The 14,689-nt window shown below is 51.5% G+C and carries 16 protein-coding genes; 5 read left to right on the forward strand and 11 right to left on the reverse strand.

The annotated features are described in order from the left end of the window. Window positions 1-6 precede the first annotated feature (6 nt). A complete protein-coding gene (locus AC0LWF_RS06585; protein WP_474650753.1) occupies window positions 7-486 on the reverse strand; it encodes a SprT family protein in 480 nt (159 codons plus the stop codon). Between the two features lie 121 nt (window positions 487-607). Here AC0LWF_RS06585 and AC0LWF_RS06590 point away from each other — a divergent pair, with 121 nt between their 5' ends. Both AC0LWF_RS06590 and cmpA read left to right on the forward strand, forming a co-directional pair. Next, complete coding sequence (locus tag AC0LWF_RS06590) at window positions 608-961, forward strand: hydrolase/acyltransferase (protein ID WP_474650754.1); 354 nt, start codon at window positions 608-610, stop codon at window positions 959-961. A 105-nt stretch (window positions 962-1,066) separates the two neighbouring features. After that, window positions 1,067-1,201 (forward strand): cortex morphogenetic protein CmpA, encoded by a 135-nt coding sequence (gene cmpA / locus AC0LWF_RS06595; protein WP_090578159.1) that lies wholly within the window; start codon window positions 1,067-1,069, stop codon window positions 1,199-1,201. Window positions 1,202-1,290: 89 nt separating this feature from the next. Here the strand turns inward: cmpA and AC0LWF_RS06600 are convergent, their stop codons facing one another. From AC0LWF_RS06600 to uptA, 4 genes are all read right to left on the reverse strand, one after another. Further along, entirely contained in the window at window positions 1,291-3,495 is a 2,205-nt protein-coding gene (locus AC0LWF_RS06600) for a Tex family protein (RefSeq protein WP_474651211.1), read from the reverse strand. A gap of 106 nt (window positions 3,496-3,601) precedes the next feature. Beyond that, window positions 3,602-4,237, reverse strand: a complete 636-nt coding sequence (locus tag AC0LWF_RS06605; protein ID WP_474650755.1) for an MBL fold metallo-hydrolase — start codon at window positions 4,235-4,237, stop codon at window positions 3,602-3,604. 1 nt (window position 4,238) lies between these two features. Then, the gene (locus tag AC0LWF_RS06610) at window positions 4,239-4,805 is read right to left on the reverse strand and encodes a thioredoxin family protein (protein ID WP_474650756.1); all 567 of its coding nucleotides are present in this window, start codon (window positions 4,803-4,805) and stop codon (window positions 4,239-4,241) included. Between the two features lie 83 nt (window positions 4,806-4,888). Then, a complete protein-coding gene (uptA, locus tag AC0LWF_RS06615) occupies window positions 4,889-5,497 on the reverse strand; it encodes an undecaprenyl phosphate transporter UptA (RefSeq protein WP_474651212.1) in 609 nt (202 codons plus the stop codon). Window positions 5,498-5,644: 147 nt separating this feature from the next. Here uptA and AC0LWF_RS06620 point away from each other — a divergent pair, with 147 nt between their 5' ends. The 3 genes from AC0LWF_RS06620 to AC0LWF_RS06630 all read left to right on the forward strand — a co-directional run bounded on the left by AC0LWF_RS06620 (window position 5,645) and on the right by AC0LWF_RS06630 (window position 7,166). Next, on the forward strand, window positions 5,645-6,091 hold the full coding sequence (locus AC0LWF_RS06620; protein ID WP_474650757.1) for a cupredoxin domain-containing protein: 447 nt from the start codon (window positions 5,645-5,647) through the stop codon (window positions 6,089-6,091). Window positions 6,092-6,458: 367 nt separating this feature from the next. Continuing rightward, entirely contained in the window at window positions 6,459-6,788 is a 330-nt protein-coding gene (locus tag AC0LWF_RS06625) for a hypothetical protein (RefSeq protein WP_474650758.1), read from the forward strand. Window positions 6,789-6,854: 66 nt separating this feature from the next. After that, window positions 6,855-7,166 carry a dehydrogenase gene (locus tag AC0LWF_RS06630; protein WP_474650759.1) on the forward strand — a complete coding sequence of 104 codons (312 nt, stop codon included), beginning with the start codon at window positions 6,855-6,857 and terminating at the stop codon, window positions 7,164-7,166. A gap of 95 nt (window positions 7,167-7,261) precedes the next feature. Here AC0LWF_RS06630 and AC0LWF_RS06635 read toward each other — a convergent pair whose 3' ends face one another. The 6 genes from AC0LWF_RS06635 to AC0LWF_RS06660 form a co-directional block, all read right to left on the reverse strand. Then, complete coding sequence (locus AC0LWF_RS06635; RefSeq protein ID WP_474650760.1) at window positions 7,262-7,633, reverse strand: hypothetical protein; 372 nt, start codon at window positions 7,631-7,633, stop codon at window positions 7,262-7,264. Between the two features lie 212 nt (window positions 7,634-7,845). Continuing rightward, complete coding sequence (locus tag AC0LWF_RS06640) at window positions 7,846-10,173, reverse strand: O-antigen ligase family protein (RefSeq protein WP_474650761.1); 2,328 nt, start codon at window positions 10,171-10,173, stop codon at window positions 7,846-7,848. Window positions 10,174-10,337: 164 nt separating this feature from the next. After that, entirely contained in the window at window positions 10,338-11,057 is a 720-nt protein-coding gene (locus AC0LWF_RS06645) for a PilZ domain-containing protein (protein WP_474650762.1), read from the reverse strand. A gap of 65 nt (window positions 11,058-11,122) precedes the next feature. After that, complete coding sequence (locus AC0LWF_RS06650; RefSeq protein WP_474650763.1) at window positions 11,123-12,205, reverse strand: HD-GYP domain-containing protein; 1,083 nt, start codon at window positions 12,203-12,205, stop codon at window positions 11,123-11,125. A 32-nt stretch (window positions 12,206-12,237) separates the two neighbouring features. Further along, window positions 12,238-12,924, reverse strand: a complete 687-nt coding sequence (locus tag AC0LWF_RS06655; protein ID WP_474650764.1) for a GGDEF domain-containing protein — start codon at window positions 12,922-12,924, stop codon at window positions 12,238-12,240. A gap of 18 nt (window positions 12,925-12,942) precedes the next feature. Beyond that, window positions 12,943-14,634, reverse strand: a complete 1,692-nt coding sequence (locus AC0LWF_RS06660; protein ID WP_474650765.1) for a histidine kinase N-terminal 7TM domain-containing diguanylate cyclase — start codon at window positions 14,632-14,634, stop codon at window positions 12,943-12,945. Window positions 14,635-14,689 lie beyond the last annotated feature (55 nt).

The following is a 14,689-nucleotide window of genomic DNA, read 5'->3' on the forward strand; positions in this document are numbered from 1 at the left end:
AATTTATCACGTCTGAGATTTGAAGTCAAGCATATAAAGCAATAATTGTCCGCGGCATCTTCCGCACGCATATCGCCTCGGATCGGCCTTCCGTTTGCGCAAGTATTCCATGCCGCAGCTGCGGCACACAAGCTTAAATCGATACGGCTCCGTCTTGCGTTTCTCCCCTGGCGGAAGCGATTTGCAATAGCGGGTTCCGCCGACTTTGGCGAGCAGCTGCTTGAAGTCCGCATCCCGGTGCTGGTATCCCCGTTTCAAAATATGTAAATGATAATGACAAAGCTCATGCTTGATGATTTTCTCCGTTTCCTCTTCCCCATAATTGCGAAGCTGGTGCGGACTAATCTCGATATTATGCGACTTTGTGAAATAACGGCCCCCCGTCGACTTCAGCCTCGCATTAAACGAAGCTTTGTGACGAAAAGGAATGCCGAAGTACTGCAGCGAAACCCGCTCTATCCATTCCTGTAACTGATGATCCTGCATCGAATAATTCTCCTTGATTAAAGTTACCGCGTATACTTGAATTTTAAAGGACGAATACGCTACACTGTCAAGAGGTATTCATCGGTCAAGTCATCAAGTAGAATATAGGGGGAAAATCAATATGCCAGCAATGCGTTATATCGTAATGAAGAACGGACAAGACGTCTCCTTCGTCGAAATGCCAGCCTCGCACGCCTATCAACTAAGTGCGCTTAATCTGCGCCTTCATAAAGAGATCGACAAGCTGACAGCTGTTCATGTGCCTGTGCTGCCTTATGCAATCGCAGAGTGCGCGGACGTTGAACTGCACGACAAGTCGATTTCCGTTCATTCCGGCCTCGATTACATGAACGAGCTCGAGAAAGACTTCTCCTCCGTCGAAGAGAAATCCTACCCGCTCATCTCGCTCCTCACGGAAATCCGTGCGCTGCAAGCGCAGCTGGAGCAATGGTACGAGGAAGAACTCGACATGTAATTTCGCGAGAAATGCATGTTTTTGTAAATGGGACCTGCACGGACATTCGCCCGCTCTCATAAGCTAGTTATTACAACGAGTGATAGCTGGAAGGAGGGCGAAGCTATGCCGCAATGGCTCTGCAACCAACTGATGCGTGCTTTCTTAAAGAAGGATCGCCGGCAAATTCGTCTCTTGAACGACTGCTGGTACTTCTATCGTACTAGCGGACGTCCTGATGATGATTCCGCAAGTTTATAATTAAAAAAGGGTGCTATCTCTTTGCAGTGACTTAGCTTTACAAGTGACTGCTCGAAGATAACACCCTTTTTATATATGCATGCCTGCAGTTATTCCGGCTTGCGCATCGTGAGGCTGACGCGCCCCTTCTTCTCATCAACGCTCAGCACCCAGACGGTTACTGTATCGCCGACGGATACGACATCCATCGGATGCTTCACGAATCTGTTGCTCAGCTGCGAAATATGGACAAGCCCGTCGTTCTTAATGCCGATATCGACGAAGGCTCCGAAGTCAATTACATTGCGCACCGTTCCGTGCAGCTCCATGCCCGGCGTCAAATCCTCGATGCTCAGCACGTCCGTGTGGAAAATCGGCGCTGGCAGCTCCTCACGCGGGTCTCTGCCCGGGCGAAGCAAGCTGTCGATAATATCGCGCAGCGTCGGTACGCCAACGCCGAGCTGTGAGGCGATCTGCTCCGTTTGGATCGTTTCCAGCGCGGAACGGAAAGAATCAGTACCAAGCGCTGTCAACTTGACGCCGATTAGGCTGCACAGCTTGTCGACAACAGCATACGATTCAGGGTGAATCGGAGTCCGATCGAGCGGATTATTGCTCTCTGGGATGCGGATGAAGCCGATACACTGCTCGTACGTCTTTGCGCCGAGACGCGGAACCTTCGAAAGCGTCTTGCGGTCGCTGAATTTGCCGTTTTCTTCACGGTATTTCACGATGTTCTTCGCCGTCGTCGCGTTAATGCCTGCCACGTACGAGAGCAATGACGGTGAAGCCGTATTAACGTCGACACCGACATGGTTAACGGCCGATTCGACGACGCCTCCCAGCGACTCTTCAAGCCGCTTCTGGCTAACATCATGCTGATATTGGCCGACGCCGATGGCCTTCGGCTCGATCTTCACAAGCTCGGCAAGCGGATCCTGCAAGCGGCGTGCGATAGACACGGCGCTGCGCTCTGCAACGTCGAGCTTCGGGAACTCCTCGGCAGCAAGCTTCGACGCCGAGTACACGCTTGCTCCCGCTTCGTTGACAATAATATATTTCAACTCGCCAGCGCCTTGCGCTCCTCTTGATTTGCGTCCCTTAATCAGCTCAGCGATGAACTGCTCCGTCTCTCGCGACGCAGTGCCATTGCCGATGACAATCAGCTCAACTTTGTAACGATCAATGAGGCCGTTAATGAGCTTCTCTGCTTCCGCTACTTTGTTGTTTGGCGCCGTTGGGTAGGAGACAGCAACCTCAAGCAGTTTGCCTGTCTCGTCAATAACAGCCAGCTTACAGCCTGTACGGAACGCCGGGTCTACACCAAGCACGACGTTACCGCGAACAGGCGGCTGCAGCAGCAGGTTGCGCAAATTCACCGAGAAAATGCCGATTGCGTGCTCCTCCGCTTTCTCCGTCAGCTCTCCGCGAACTTCGCGCTCTATGGAAGGTGCGATGAGCCGTTTATACGCATCCTCGATCGTCTGGAGCAGCAGCGACTTAATCGACGGTGCCGTGCCCGGACGGATCAAGCTGCGATCCATGTAATCATGGATCTTCTCGACTGCAATGTCGAGCGACACACGCAGCACTTCCTCCCGCTCGCCGCGGTTAATCGCAAGCGTACGATGCGGAGGCAGCTTCTTCAGCGGCTCTTGGTACGCGTAATACATCTCGTACACCGACTCCTGCGATGCATCCTTCGCCTCGGTCCGAACGAGTCCTTGATCAAACGTATAGCGGCGCACCCATGCACGAATCTTCGCATCGTCTGCGAGCTGCTCCGCAATAATATCCATCGCGCCTTGCAGCGCTTCATCTGCCGTCGTTACGCCTTTCTCGGCATCTATGTAACGTGCCGCCTCCGTCGCCGGGTCAGCGATGCGCGGTTGCGACAGCAGCCACTGGGCGAGCGGCTCCAATCCGCGTTCCTTCGCGACGCTTGCGCGAGTCTTCCGCTTCTGGCGGTATGGGCGGTACAAATCCTCGATCTCCTGCAGCTTCACCGACGCGATAATCGATTGGCGCAGCTCTTCCGTCAGCTTGCCCTGCTCATCAATGATGCGCATAACCTCACGCTTGCGGTTTTCGAGATTGCGCATATATTGCAGCTTCTCCTCGATGCTGCGCAGCTCGTTCTCGTCTAGCTCACCGGTCATTTCCTTCCGGTAACGGGCAATGAACGGAATCGTATTGCCTTCGTCAAGCAGCGATGCCGCCGATTTCACTTTGCTATATGGCAAGCTCAGTTCTGCAGATACCCGCTTCAATATGCGTTCCTGCTCGGCTGCTTGCTCCTCAGGACTCAGTTCGATCCGTGATGCGGAGCCGCCTTCGAGCTCTTCATCCTTTAGTTTCGTCTTCGTTTCTGCCACGCTTATGATTCCTCCATTAGCTCATGGAATAGATAAAGCCGGCTAATTAAGCCGGCACAAAAGGATTGTTTGCCATTTCAAAACCAATTGTCGTCTGCGGGCCATGTCCAGGATAGACACGAACGGCAGGATCGAGCTTATAGAGCTTCGTGCGAATTGAATCGTACAAGTCGCGTTCCTTGCCTCCCGGCAGGTCGGAGCGTCCGACCGATTGACGGAACAGGACGTCTCCACTGAGCAGATGCTCGCCACATAGCAAGCTTACGCTGCCCGGGGAATGACCCGGCGTATGCATGACGCGGAACGTATGACCGATCAGCTCCAATTGCTGACCTTCGGATAACGCATATTCAGCAGGCTCAGTCGTGAGCGGAGGCGTAACATCCTCCCAGCGAGCAGAGCCGTTCTTGCGCGCATCCTTCAGCCAGTCCGCTTCTGCATCATGCAGATACACAGGACAGCCGAACGCGCGACGAACATCGTCAACACCAGCCATATGGTCAAAATGCGCATGCGTCAGCACGATCGCCTCAATCGTCAAGCCGCGTTCCTTGATCCGCTCGATGAGACGTTTCGGTCCCATACCTGGATCGATAATAAAAGCACGCTTGCCCGTTTCCTCGGTGAGAAGGTAGCAGTTTGTTTGCAAAGGGCCGAGCGTGAATGTTTCAATCTTGAACATGTTAGACAGAAGCGAGCAGCTGGCGCAGCTCTTCGAGAATCACTTGCTGATACGCCGTACCTTCACCATAGCGGCGGCCCATTTCTTGACGGGCAATGCCAATCTTCTCTTGGTAATCCGCTGCTTCACGGTCCGGATTCGCCTGCTTGAATGCCGTCATTACTTCTTGCACATGTGCAGGACGCGGGCCCCATTGACCAAGCACGTGACCGCCTGTATCAGCAATAATAACGATTGGTACAGCACGGCCGCCCATCGTCAGAAACTCATCCATCGTATCCAGATGCTCTTCCATAATGAGAACATCGACCGGCATCTGTGTCAGTTCAAGCGCTTTGAACACGACAGGCACGTTGCGAACAACATCGCCGCACCATTCTGCCATAAGAATCAAACAGCGAAGGTCGTCACGGTTAGCAATCGACTCGAAAAACTCACGGTCGTCTTCCTTTGCCCACTCGAAACGGTTGCCCCAATCTTGGAAAGCCTCTTTATTCTTCTGCATTGTATCTACAAATTGCTGCGGGCTAATGCCTTTGCTGAGTTTGCTTGCTACATTCTTCGCCATCGTTATTCGCCTCTTCTCTATTAGATAGATTGCTTATAATATCCAATTGTATCAAACGCTTCACCCTCTGTACAAATGCCCCATTAAATTGTTTTGCCCTTGCGCTTCATCACTTTGTAGAGCACATAAATGACTAGAACGGCAATTGCGATTAGAATCGCAGGCTGCACGTAAGGCGCTGCTGTTTTATCGATATCCTGCCAGCTATCTCCTGCTTTTTTGCCCAAGTAAACAAAGAGCAGAACCCAAGGAATCGACGCGAGAGTCGTTAGCAGCGTGAACAGCCCGAACGACATTCTTGCCATCCCCGCCGGAATCGAAATAACTTGACGCATGATCGGCACGAAACGTGCAGTGAACACGATGCCTGTACCATAACGGAGGAACCACTGCTCCGCGATGTCGAGATGCTTCGGTTTGATTTTGATAAACTTGCCGTATTTCTCGAAGAACGGGCGGCCTGCGAAGCGGCCAATGCCGTACAGAATCCATTGCTGCGCCACCGCGCCGACTATACCGAACAATACTGCTCCCCAGTATGTAATTTTATGAGCGGATACTAAGTAACCGGCATAGCCAAGCACGATTTCGCTCGGAATGACTTCAATCATTAGACCGATCATGATGCCGAAATAGCCAAGTCCCTCAATCCAGTGCAGCAGCTTGTCTACGATTTCATGAAATAAGCTCAGGTACCCCATCTCCAATCCTACCTATAATTTGTAATGGCTTCTTACGGTATTCTAGCACACTTGCAAACCCGCTTTAAAGCAAAGTCATCGCTGCCTAAACCTATGCATAGACTAGCTATCATATTCTGTGAAAGCAGGTGGGCGGATATGTCAAATATTTTTGTCATTAGCAGAAAACAGCTGTGGCTGTTTTTCCTCGTGGTGATGGTCATGATTACGGCCGCTTTTGGGCTGCGGTGGAATCAATCTCGGGCTACGCTTGCTGCCCAGCAAGAGATGCGCGTCATCCAGCTCGTAACGGGCGAGTTCAAGACGAAGACCGATGACGGCAAAGAGCTCGAAGTGTATCGCTTCGATCCTGGGACGATCGTCGTGAACAAGGGCGAGCATGTGGAGCTGCGGATTACGGGGGTAAACGGGAAATCGCATCCTTTTGTCATCCATGAGTTGGGGGTAAAAGGGGAGATCAACAAGGGCCAAACGACGACCGTGCACTTCACCGCGGAGCAAAAAGGGACATACCCTATCCTCTGCCTCACGCATACATCACTAGCCAACGGCGGGCCGATGATTGGGTATATTGTGGTGCAGTAATTTTCGAAGGCGCGGACGCGGCCAACCACTGCTGCGCGGTAGTGCGAGAGCTGCGGAACCATTGCAAAGCGGAAGTACGAGAACGATGGAACCAATGCCGGGCGGTAGTGCGAGAGCTGCGGAACCATTGCTGGCGGATGGGCGAGAATGATGGAACCAATGCCGGGCGGTAGAGCGAGAACGAAGAACCAATCGAATTATACGGTAGGAAATTGGACAGGTTTCGCAACGAGGATTCACTGGGCGGTTGCCGAGAGATCATTTCGTTCTCTCGGCATCCAAATCCTCTCGGCAGTAAACTGCCCAAACCAACTGGACTTAGCTCTGAGAGTTCCATATGCGCTCTCTCAGTTGTGGATGTGGGTACTTGGTGCTTCTCTTTGGTGAGTACGGCTGTTTTGCGCTGTTGTGGAGGTACGGAGTACCCATCTTTGCTGGAAAACGGTTGTTTTTAGCTTATGTAGGGTTCATGGTACTCTTCTTTGGTGGATTACGGCTGATTTTCATGAAAGTAGGGTACGAGGTGCTCCTCTTTGGTGAAAAATGGCTGTTTTTCTCGGATGTGGGGTACGGAGTAGTCTTCTTTGCTGGAAAACGGCTGTTTTTTGCTTATGTAGGGTACGTGGTACTCTTCTTTGTTGGGATACGACTAATTTTCGCGGATGTGGGGTACGTGGCGCTTCTCTTTGGTGACTAGTGTGCGGGTCTTGTGACCAGTCCGTTTCGGGACGCATATATAGGGTTAGAGAGGAGTCGGTGATTGATGAAATCCGCTGCCCCGAAGCATGACTCGGCCTATCCGAGTGCCCGCAAAGTAAGACGCGCGTGCCAAAATGAACTCTATCGCACCATCAAAAGACTCGGCGTCTACATTCCGAAAGAGAAAATCGAGCTTGCCGAGAAGCTTTATTTAGAGAAAGTCACTTTCAGTCTCCACTATATTCATGAGAATGCCAGCAACCGAAAGCTGCTGTCTGACTGGTGGGATGAGAATGTGAGCGAAGGGATCGCCGAGTTGTGGGAAGTCGATCGGGCGAAGCTTTGCTCAGCGTTCCGCGATGCTTTTGGCGGATGAGGATTGATGAGGAGATGCAAGAAAACAAGGAACAGCAGCACAGCCCTCTCAAAGAGCCGTGCTGCTGTTGTCATAAATGAGGGATAAGCTGCCTGTTAGCCAATAATGGCATAAGTTTGGACGCCAGCCGGAATGTTGCGGGAACGGAACTGGACGCCGTTAGCATTGAACGTACGGATATTGTAGGATACATTCGTCAACGTTCCGATGTTGTTGAAACGAACAACACCGAAGCTGTCAAAGGAAGCTGTCGAGACAAGCTGACCATTCCGGAATAAACGAGCGAAGAAGCCGGTTGTATTGAACGGAACGCCATTTTGATTGACCCAAACAACCGTTAGACGGTTAAAAGTTGGACCAGAGCTTGAGCCATTGGAGCCAGAACAACTACTTTGAACCGATTTGCGGATGATTCTACCCGTACTAGCTGGATTATACAGTAGTGGTTTTACGCGTTTAGTAGCCATAAATTATCACTCTCCTTTCGGGGTTTGCTATCAGGATATGCAAGTGCCCCTTTGATAGAGTGGACAAACCTTGGGGGTGATTAGCCTATTTTTTGGGGCGTGGTGAACTGGCGGGAAAAGAGCAGTGCGGTGAGGAGTGGACTCGGTAAAAAAAGAACGTCTGATGGCCACTGTTGGCTACCGGACGTTCTTTCGCAAAATAGTTGGGCGAGCTACGGGGAGAATGATCGTGTAATTGTTATAACGGGCTCCTCGAGTGGAGACTTGCCCGCTGGGGGACCGATCTGAAGCAGCAGCTGGCGGCTCTGCTCCGCTGCCTCTAACGATTCGGAAGTGACAGCGAATTTGCGGCTGTTCACGCCGAGAGCTTGGCGCTCTTGCGCCTCGTACGCCGCGAAGAAGGTAACCGCCGAATCCGCGGCCAGCCTCGCGTCCTCGAGGCGCCCGGCAGCTCGCATCCCAGCGGCGAGCTGCGACATAGTCACGACCGCTTCAGTCTGGTGATCCAGACTGAAGCGGTCGTAGCGCAGTGCAAGGCGCGTATAGTGCGCTGCGCCTTGCACATCACTACGCTCGGCCGCTAATTGGCCGAGCGCCCAAAGAAGCGGCACTGACTGCGGCTCATACCGCAGCCCGGCCGCTAGCAGCACCGCCCGTTCCGGCGGCGGTGCCAGCTCTGCCAGTTCGATGCGAATCCGTGTCCAATACGGATTCGCATCGAACGCCGCGCGAAGCGCGGCTGATTGGCGAAGCGCGGCTAACTGGCCAGTACCGGAGGCCTCAGAGGCGGCCTCTCGGTACTGAACAGCGCGATCAAACCGCACGCCGAGCACAGCGGCGGCGGCAAGCCACACCGCAGCGGCTGGCAAACCTAGCCGCCGCCACTTCACGCTCGCTACCATCTTCTGCTCGCGCTCCTCTAACTTCACACTCGCTTCCACATCTCGCTGCCCCAACAACCCACTCGCTACCACATTCCGTCCGCGCTCCCCCACCAACTCACTCGCTACCGTCCCCCGCTCCCCCATATAACAAACCACAAAACCGATCAGCAGCAGCCAATAATAGCCGAACGACATGTCGAAATCGACCGCTGCATGCAGCAGCAGCACGCCAATCGGAACAAGCCCTACTCGGTCCGAACGCCAGACCTGCCGCAGGATAACAACCCCTACCACTGCACATATGATCAGCCCTATAAGACCCAGATCAAGGGCGAGCTCCAGATATCCGCTATGCACCTCATTGCCGACATAAGGCTGCGACTGCACCTGAGTGAACAGCATGCGCCAGCTCTCTCCACCTCTTCCAAGGAGGGGGGCGCGGCGAAAAAGAATCCAAGCATCCTGATAAAACAAGCTGCGCGCACCAGCCGTCTCATATCCTCCGGTCAACCGGCCGTGATTGAAAGAGGGGAGAAGCAATGCGAATGACGCTAATCCCGCCAGCAATCCACTCCAAGAGACAACGCTTAAGCGCTTCGCCTTCATATGTTCCAGCAGCCAACGCAAAGCAACGAAGCCACCGACCGCGGCCGCGCAGATCGCAGTTAGCCATACAATCTCCTCAGGCGTAGCCCTCGCACGCTCACCTCGAGCACCAATACCAACAATTAACCGATAACCAAACAAAGCACAAAGCAACATCCAGCCACTGTACAGCAGCCAAACCGTCCGGTCATTTGTTGGCATACTTCTCGGTGCTGCCATCGGTGGCGCTATTCCCAACAGTGCCGTCTCTCCTGTCTCTCCTGTCTCTCCCGTCTCTCCCGTCTCTCCCGTCCCTCCCGACGTTCCATTTGCCTCCGATCTCTTCCCTCCAACCAACCACCACCCCGCTAGCCACCCTATCACCGTTACGAGGCAAGCTCCGCGAGACTCCGTGAGCAGCAGCACGAGTGCGGCGGGAACTCCCCCTGCCGAAGCCACTGCCAGTGATAACGCTTTACGAGACCCTGCTGCTTGGATGAGAAACCACAGCAAATAAGCACCGGCAACCGCACCTAGAAAGTTCGGGTATTGCATGAAGCCTGCAAGCCGGCTGCCGACTGCTGAGAGTCTTGGGTCTGTCGTAATCAGCACGATATTGGGGAATGCAATTAGCCCTGTCCAGCCAGCCAATGCACCAACAAGAACAAACCATCCAGAGGTATACAGAGCCGCAACTAAATACCTCCGGTACTGTTTAGCGCTGAACCAGATCGTCGTTGCCGACATGAAAGCTGCATAGGCGGACCAGCGAATCGTTTGTTCGAGGCTGCTCTGAACAGATGCGGGATGATGTGCCAGCGCCAGCACGTATAAGAGTGCGATAATCAAAAGCCCATATACCGGCGACAGCATTCTTTCTACCGGCAGCTTCCTTTCTGCACTCGGCATCCACAACCTATGAGCGACGACAGCGAGCGCGCTGCCAACGATAATAAGCCATTCCCAGCGGTAGAAATCCGTATCGAAAAACATCCCATATCCGTAAGCACAGCCCGACAGGACGAAGGCAGCAAATAATGCCATTAAAGCTGTTAATCCAACACTTCGCATAGCCTTGCTCCCTCCTTTTCTTGTCAGCCGAATCCAACTTCCTTTTTCATCCAATTGTAGCATAATGCATCAACACACAAAAAAAAGACACCCACCGGATGCCAATCATCCGACCTGCGTCTTGATGGAACTGGATATGAAAATGTTAAAGCGATGCCAAGCAGCTACCGACTCCTCGCCGCCTTGTCCTGCTTAAGCTGAAAGTAATTCTCGACCTGTGCGCGAAGCAGAAAAGCACGAAGCGCGCGCTGTTGCAGCTCATCCAAAGCTTGGAAGCGAGCTCCGTAGAACTTCCCTTCGCCTTGATCCTCGACCCGAATAACCTCCATTCCACATTCGAAGCTGAACCCGACGGACAGCGATACTTTTAAGGTTTCACCCCTCTTAATATCCGCGCCTCCAGCAGTAAGAATAAAGCCAAGACCGGTATCGCTAATATTGCGAACGGAGATGTCTAAATGATCGGCGGCTTCAACCGTAGTTTCGCCTTCCTCCGTCTTTAACGTTCTGGAAAGCGTCCGCGTAATCTTCCCCTTCACTTGAACGGCAAAACGAATCGATTCCCGCTTCTCTTCCAGCCCTTCAAGCGCACGAACAGGGAAAATAACGGCTAGCGATCCTTCGGCCTTCGCAATTACCGTCGACTGCAGCCGATGAATGCCAACGGGAGAGTAGATAGTCATGCTTACAGGATCACCGAGCTCAAAGTTTTTGAACTCGGTCATTTCGATTTCCATCATGTCGCCTTCTGCATGAGCGAGTACGCCTGTCGACACATACCCGTCTTTCTCAACAACAGTTCGGCTATGAAGCAGTGCTTTAGTGGAGAAGGTTGCCTTGCTCGTGCTGTAGTTGTCCTTGGCGCGTTCATTTATGCCTGCCATTGTAGTTGTTTTCCCCCTTCACATGAAAGAACGCTCTCAACATAGGACAAGCAAGTTTTATCCCGTTATAGCTCTCTCGTAATCATCAAATTCTGCTCATTCTTCAGATCTATATCGTAGACCCCGGCAGGTGCGTTTCCGTCCGCTTCCCGAATGACTCTCACAATCGGACGGTGCACGGCAAGCGGATCATTGCTGACGACGACAGCAATTTGTCCCGTACTTAGCAATACAGTCGTTGCAACGGGATAGATCGAGATATGTTTGCAGAACAATTTGATCAGATCAATGTTGAAGTATGTATTGCCTGCTGCAAACAAAAACTCAATCGCCTCCGAAGGCGTATGCCGTTTGCGGTGCGGCCTTGGCGAGATTAGCGCATCGTACACGTCCGCAATCGCGATAATCTGCGCATATTCATGAATGCCGTCGCCTTTCAGCATGCGCGGATAACCGGAGCCATCGTACCTCTCATGGTGCTGCAATGCGCAGTGCGCAGACAGAAGTGAAATATCATGATGTCCACGAATCATATTGAAACCGTCTTCGGTATGTTTTTCGATAAGAATACGTTCTTGGTCGGTAAGCGCTGTAGCCTTCGTTACAATATTTTTGGGCACTTGTGTCATCCCGATATCAAACATCAATGCGCCCATGCCGAGCTCTTCCAGCTGATTACGATTGTAGCCTTTGGCTAGTCCCATAATGCCAGCTAATATCGCAACGTTCAGTGAGTGCTGAAACAAGTAGCTGTCGGCAACGTGGATATTCGTCAAGCTAACCATGACATCTTCACGGCGCACCAGGTCCTGCATAATGTCGCCGAACACCTTGCGGAAATTTCGTCCAAGGTCTGGGGCAATCGCCCTGCCTTTGATGAGAGGCTGATCCATAAAAGACGTCATTGTTTTGAAGATGCTGTCAGACGCTTTCTTCCTTGTTTCATCCTGTATGGCTGGTGTTGGCTCTAGCCCTTCCGTAAGCGGGTCATCGATAAAGAGCATATCGATACCGAGACCAGCCAAACGATCAATAAAGCGCTGACTTAGCTCTACTCCAGCTCCAAGCAATATGTTCCCGTTCTCTTGGTGAATAGGGCGGGCAAGCTTTTCCCCCGGCTTTACGGAGTTAATATGAACCTTCCTCATCGTTGTTCCCGCCTTTTATCGCTTACAGCATATTACGCTTGCAACGCAGCCGGTTCTGTCGCTTGTTTCTTGTGCAAATATTTGTCGGCATACATTCGTTTATCGGCGCTTTGCGTAAGCTGGCTTAGCTCCATGCCGTGTTCCGGATACGATGCATGACCTACCGAAACCGACAGTCTAAGACCAGTCCTTAGCGATATGCTTTGAAGCTGTTCATGAATTTGTTTCATTAGTCTTTCCAGAAGTTTCTCATCGGCATAAGGGCAAATGATAATAAATTCATCGCCGCCCCACCGGCCGATAATTTCGCCTCGGTCTCCGCACTGCTTGAGCGTAGCCGCAATGGCTGCGAGCGCCGTGTCGCCTTGCAGATGCCCCAATCGATCGTTAACATCCTTGAAATCATTGACATCGAGTAACATAACGGTCATTCTCTTCCGTTTGCGCGCGGCCTGCCGCAGCAAGGTCTTGAAGCTATCCTCAATAAATCTGCGATTGTATAAAGCGGTCACTGTATCCATTGTCGCCTCAAACTTCAGACGATCATACTTCGTTCCAAGCAGCCATCCTAAAGAAACAACAGCCGTCGTAAAAGCGCACAAGCCAATAAGGACAGGGAGCAGCGTATGCGCATGACTTGCCAATAAACTCAAACCGCAGGCAGCGGCTATTAATCCCAGTGCAACTGCCAGTGCTGAATTCCGCCCATGATGCGACATTCGCTTGCCCCCTCATCGTTACAGATTGACGACCCGATTTCGACCGTCATCCTTTGCGCGATACAGCGCCGAATCTATTTTCGAGAACAATTCTTTTAAATAATCCTTAATGTCTTCATACTGCTGATGGAAAGGTTCTTCCACTGCTATCATACCCATGCTGACCGTGACCGAGATAGGAGGATAACCTCGTCCAACCGGAACCTGATTATTCTCTACCACTTCACGAACGCGCTGCGCGAGCATCTCTGCATGCTCCTTCGTCGTGTGCGGCATATAAAGGATAAACTCTTCGCCGCCATAGCGCGCCAATATATCGGTTCGGCGCAATGAAGAGCGAACCGCTTCCGCCGTGCGCCGAATGACTTCATCACCAACAATGTGGCCATAGCTATCATTCACTTGTTTGAAGAAATCAATATCAAAAAGAATGAGTGCAAACGGTATCTTATATCTCATATTCGTCATCACTTCGTGTTCAAGCTGCTGCATTAAATATCTACGGTTATAGCAGCCGGTCAAGCTGTCCGTAATCGCCATCTGTTCGAGCTTGCGGTTTGCCTGAAACAGCTCATCCTGCATATATATGAGCGCCCGATTCCTCTCCTGCAGTGAAGAGTTATGCTCCTCCGACTTCAAAATAAGCGACTTCAGCTCCGTAATATCCTGGAACGTAATAACTTTGCCGATTCGGCGACCGCTCACGATAGTCGGAGCGACATGCAAGGAGAAGCATTTCGCAGGTTGCCGGTTCTGCTCAATTATAATTTCCGTTTGAATCCGGGTTGAAGGCTGATGATGGTATGCATGCAGGAACGATTCTTCGCGAGCTGAATCCTGTGAATAGTTTGCAAGCAACCTCGCCATATTCAGCTTGTCGCCTATATGCGTGCGAATGTACGGACGAATAATCCGGTTCATCTCGATGATGTGATCATGCTCGTCCAGTACGATAATGCCGACAGAGAGCGTGTCGACAACGTCCTGATGCGCAATCTTGACGAGATCGAGAGTACGATTCTTCTGCAAGGCGAATAAGAAATATAGATTGGACAAAACAATGCCAAGCGACGTGAGCCCCGGAATTACCGGCAGCCACGGGTCAAGCACTACATTCACAAACAAATCCAGCAAGGCCAAGGATACGATGATGACAATGCCAATTAACGCATTGACGATGCTTACTCTATCTTCTTGCTGCGCTTTGCGTAAACGGTAAGTTTGCAACAGCATGCGGACGGAGATTCCGTAATAAGAGATTAAGAGCGCTGCCAGCACCCAAAAAATGGGACCATAAATCCGTTCGGTGTAGCTCCCATTTACCGCATGCATAAATAGACCTGCCGGATTCCATACGATGAATACCGACATGATGAGCGATGGCGAGATCATGAATAGGACAAATTTACGGCTTGGCCGATAGGCGGCGTACACTAAAAATCTAGTAAACAGGAGCCACCCAAAGCCAAGCATCGATAAACAGACAAAGGAAATATTAATGTAAATGATCTGGAGGTTGGGATTATCTGTTGAGTGGACACCGACTTGACCAATCGGCCATAGCATCATGAAGAAGTGGAATAACAAATAAACTTTATGCTGCGTCGTAATGACGTTGAATGTGAATACATAGATGAAAGTAGCTAACAAAAATATAAATAAACTTATATCAAACCCGGTCATCAGTCCCATATTCTTCACCCAAATCATGAAATAAATGTTTTCTATGTAGAAAGGTTCGGGACAATTTTCATAGTTGCAGCTT

The sequence above is a fragment of the Paenibacillus sp. sgz302114 genome (genome assembly GCF_056120345.1).